The sequence below is a fragment of the Aquicoccus sp. genome (assembly GCF_041686535.1).
Classification (GTDB): domain Bacteria; phylum Pseudomonadota; class Alphaproteobacteria; order Rhodobacterales; family Rhodobacteraceae; genus Aquicoccus.
The window spans coordinates 1-3,550 of the sequence record NZ_JAWLDS010000173.1 but is presented as its reverse complement, the minus strand read 5'-3'; the positions used below and the strand labels follow the sequence as shown (position 1 = coordinate 3,550).

Genomic DNA, 3,550 nt, shown 5'->3' with positions numbered 1-3,550 from the left:
TCGATGGCGTGGCCGTGCCCCGTGCCCGCCTTGCCATTCAGCGCGGTCTGCAAGTCCTGGACATCCGCAATCTGATGCCCGTGCGTCGTGAGCGCCTTTCCATTCAGCGTCGTGAGCAGGTTGGGGATATCGGTGATCCCGAGGCTGACCTCCCCGGTCTGGCCGTTGACCGACGAGACGGGGCCATCCGCCATGATGGTCTCGATTGTGTCTGCCGCGTCGGTGGCGACCTGCTCGGCCTGCTGCGCCGCTTGCAGCGTGTTGGTCGCCTGAACCGCGAAGTCGAGGATCGAGGCCGCGATCCCGGCGGAGGCCGAGATGATCCAGTCGGAATACGCGCCCCCGCCGATAGCGCCGCTGACCGCGACGATCCGGCCCGCCAGACCGCCGTTGCTCCGGTCATAGGTATCGGCCCGCAAGATTGCCCAGTCCTCGTAAGAGGCCGCGCCCGCCCGGGTAATCACGACATACGGTGTGGGCGCAAAAAGCGCCCGTTCATCCTGATCGGTTATCTCGAACGTGGTTTCCAGGCCGGTCGTGATGGTCAGCGGCGTGGTGGAGGACGCCGACAAGAACCCGCTTTTGGCCGCCTTGGAGACCGTCGCGAGGGCCGGGCCCAGCACGTCATCGATGCGCGCGAGGCCGAGGTTGATCAGGTTGTCACTGTCCTGCTTGAGCCCCGTGACCTCCTCATTGACCGCCACGATGCTTTCGGCGATCAGGCGATACCGCTTGTTCAGGAATTCGCGATCAATACGGTCTCGGTCACGGGCGCGAATGTCCTCGAACCGGATCATGTCAGTCGCCTTTCGTTACCGCCGCCGCGCTCGCGATCTTGGCTCCGTGATCCGCCTTCATGCTGTCATGGAAGGCCGCCGTGACCGTGTAGCGCGCGCCCGGGCGGAACCGGGCACGATTGTGTTCAAACGGCATGTTCACCGTGATCTTGTAATGCGTTGGCTTCTTCGCCATCAGTCGGCCCCCTCTCAGGTTTGTGCGTATTCGATCATCTCGGAGACGAGGAACAGGTCCGCCGCCGAGACAGCCCCGCCGACGATCTTGACCGCGTAGTCGGAAACGGACGTCACGTTGAAGGTGCAGGTCCGGCGGATGGTGCCATCTGGAAGGATGGCATCCTCCACCACATCGGCGGCTTCCGCCCCGTCCAGAGCCGCGCCGGTCAGCAGGGAGATCGTGCAGTCGTGGTTCGCCTCGTCATACCCTTGCAGCTCGACGATGACCTTTATGCCCGTCGTGGGCGAGGCCAGCGTCTTGGCCTCACTTATCCATGCAAAGCTCGTCTTCGGCCTGCTGACGATACTCTGCGAGTTGGTCGTGACCATCGCGGGCATGAGGTCCGTCGTCCCGGTGAACACATAGCGCATCGGCACGAGGTTCGGCAGGCCGGTCAGGTCCGGGCCGTTCGGGTGCCCCGCCATCGCCACCCAAGCCCCGTTGACCTGCAATTCCACATCCGCCCGGCAGGCCGGAGGCGTGATCGCCTCATGCAGAAGATCCACGTCGAGGATGCCGCCCGACAGATCCAGGGCCGACATTTCGATGGCGACACGGGGGCGGTCAAACTTCGCGAAGTAGAGGCGCATCTTCATGTCATCGACGAGATTGCCCGCGAAGAAGGCGCCATCGGTCGAAACGAAGAAGGTGCCCTGAACGGTGCCGTTATCCGTATCCGTCATGGCGACATAGTGATCGCCGGTCGTGATCAGGATGAGGGCATAGCGACGCCCGGCCTTCAGATAGGTCGGGGTGATCACCAGCCTGGTCTCCTTCAATGCCGGCAAGCCGTCATTGCCGTCGCCCACGGAATTCTCGATACCTGCTGCGGGGAGCGTCGTGCGCGATATCACCCGTTTCAGATCAGGCATCCCGTTGCGCGTCTCAGCGATAAGCGCGTGCACGTCCCCCGCATCCGCCTTGCGCGAGAAAAACAGGCCGATCTGGCTGAGCCACCCGTCCTGGCTGTTCAGGAAGGTCTGGGCGACCTGCTGGCCGTTGATCGTCTCGCTGGTCGAGACGCGATCCCAATACGGCTCCTCATGGGCGTCGATCCAGAATTGCCGCACCCTGATCCAGTGGACGTTGCCGTTCATCACGGCATCGCCGTTCGGCATTTCATCGGGGACGCCGTTCGTGACCTCCCACGTCTCGCCGTCGATATGAAACACGTTCCGCGCCAGGTCGTAGCGCCCCTGACGCCACCAGCGCCCATTGGTGCAGACCTTCTTCTCGGGGCCGTAGCGGCGGCGCTCCCGCGTTCGCGTCAGCCGCCGAACCGTCGTGGTCTCGAAAGTGTATTGGGCAAGCCGCGTCTCGTCCGAATAGCCGGTCAGGTCCATACGGATCTTGTGATCGTAGGACGGAATGACGAGGCCGCCGGACATATCCGGCTTGACGAAAACATTGTTCGGATCCAGCAGGGCGATCGCGCCCGTGTTGCTCGCCGCCATCGGGAAACGGATGCCCTCATTCACGACCGCATCAAAGTCGACATGCCCGGTGTTCGATCCGGTCTCATCGAGGAAGTGGTTGGTCCCGTACCAGATGTAAGCGCCCGGGGCATAGACCTCCTCGCGCAGCTCATCGAGTTGCTCCGTGAGGCTCACGATCTCGGACTTGAGCGCGTAGCCCTGAAGGCGATCCGCGAGGGCGGACAGGTCGGTGCGCAGCGTGTCCACCTGACCGCTGATCTGCCCGCGCCAGCTTTCCAGCGCGACCGTGCGATTTGAAATGTCGCGCAGGTTCGGAAGCTGCGACGGCTTCCACTGCTCGATCGCCACGATCCCCTGCGTGTCGAGCAGGATGTAGGCAATGATCGTCATGCCCGCATCGACCGCCGGATAGGCCGGGTCCGGCCCCTCGGTCCCCGCGACCGAGGACAACTCCGCGCGCCGGAAACTTTCCATCGCCACCGATTGCGGCTCGGTCGTCCCGGTCTGCGCGTCGATCAGGAAATCGCGCGGCTGCACGTCGGTCTCGACCTCCTGGCCGTAGCTGACAATGGCCACGCGCTTGCGCGTCACCAGCGGCAACACATTGAACAGGTCGATCACCACGTCCTCGTTGCGGGCGTAAACCGCTCCGGCGGCATAGAGGCGGCCGGCACTCATGGTGACCTCGGTGGCCGCCGTCTTGGTCGCGGAAAACCCGGTGTAGCCCTTGCCGGGATCAATCGCGTCCTTGATGGCATGGTCGAGGCTTTCGCGCGTGAACTCCTGCGCGTTGTTCATGTCCGCCGATTGCAGTTCCTGCCGATCGCGGTAGATGACGATGCTTTCCATTTTCACATTCCGATGAATTCGCCGACCCGAAGTTCCCCCATGCGCAGCCGGTCGCCGACAAAGGGGAGACGATGGATTTTGGTGTCGATCCAGATTTTGTCGCGCAGGGAGCGCGCGACGTTGATTGCCTGCCTGCTGTCCGCGATCCCCTGCTGCGGGGCCTTCACGAAGAAGCCGTTGACGTAGCGGCCGGCCGTTCGCGGATACTGCCGCGATACGATGCCCACGCGCACCTCCGCGTGATATGCGGG

General features: G+C 63.5%; 3 protein-coding genes and 1 pseudogene. All 4 read right to left on the bottom strand.

Annotation, left to right across the window (positions count from 1 at the left end):
- Positions 1-797: pseudogene (locus tag ACESL9_RS17535) on the bottom strand (hypothetical protein); the annotation flags it as partial.
- 1 nt (position 798) lies between these two features.
- Entirely contained in the window at positions 799-972 is a 174-nt protein-coding gene (locus tag ACESL9_RS17530; RefSeq protein ID WP_372675366.1) for a hypothetical protein, read from the bottom strand.
- A gap of 14 nt (positions 973-986) precedes the next feature.
- Positions 987-3,299 (bottom strand): hypothetical protein, encoded by a 2,313-nt coding sequence (locus ACESL9_RS17525; protein ID WP_372675365.1) that lies wholly within the window; start codon positions 3,297-3,299, stop codon positions 987-989.
- A 2-nt stretch (positions 3,300-3,301) separates the two neighbouring features.
- On the bottom strand, positions 3,302-3,550 hold a 249-nt coding region (locus tag ACESL9_RS17520; protein ID WP_372675364.1), incomplete at its 5' end, for a hypothetical protein.

Bases quoted from the DNA above. Each gene is read 5' to 3' on its own strand.
- ACESL9_RS17525 (WP_372675365.1), bottom strand. From the start codon at position 3,299: ATGGAAAGCATCGTCATCTACCGCGATCGGCAGGAACTGCAATCGGCG.
- ACESL9_RS17530 (WP_372675366.1), bottom strand. From the start codon at position 972: ATGGCGAAGAAGCCAACGCATTACAAGATCACGGTGAACATGCCGTTT.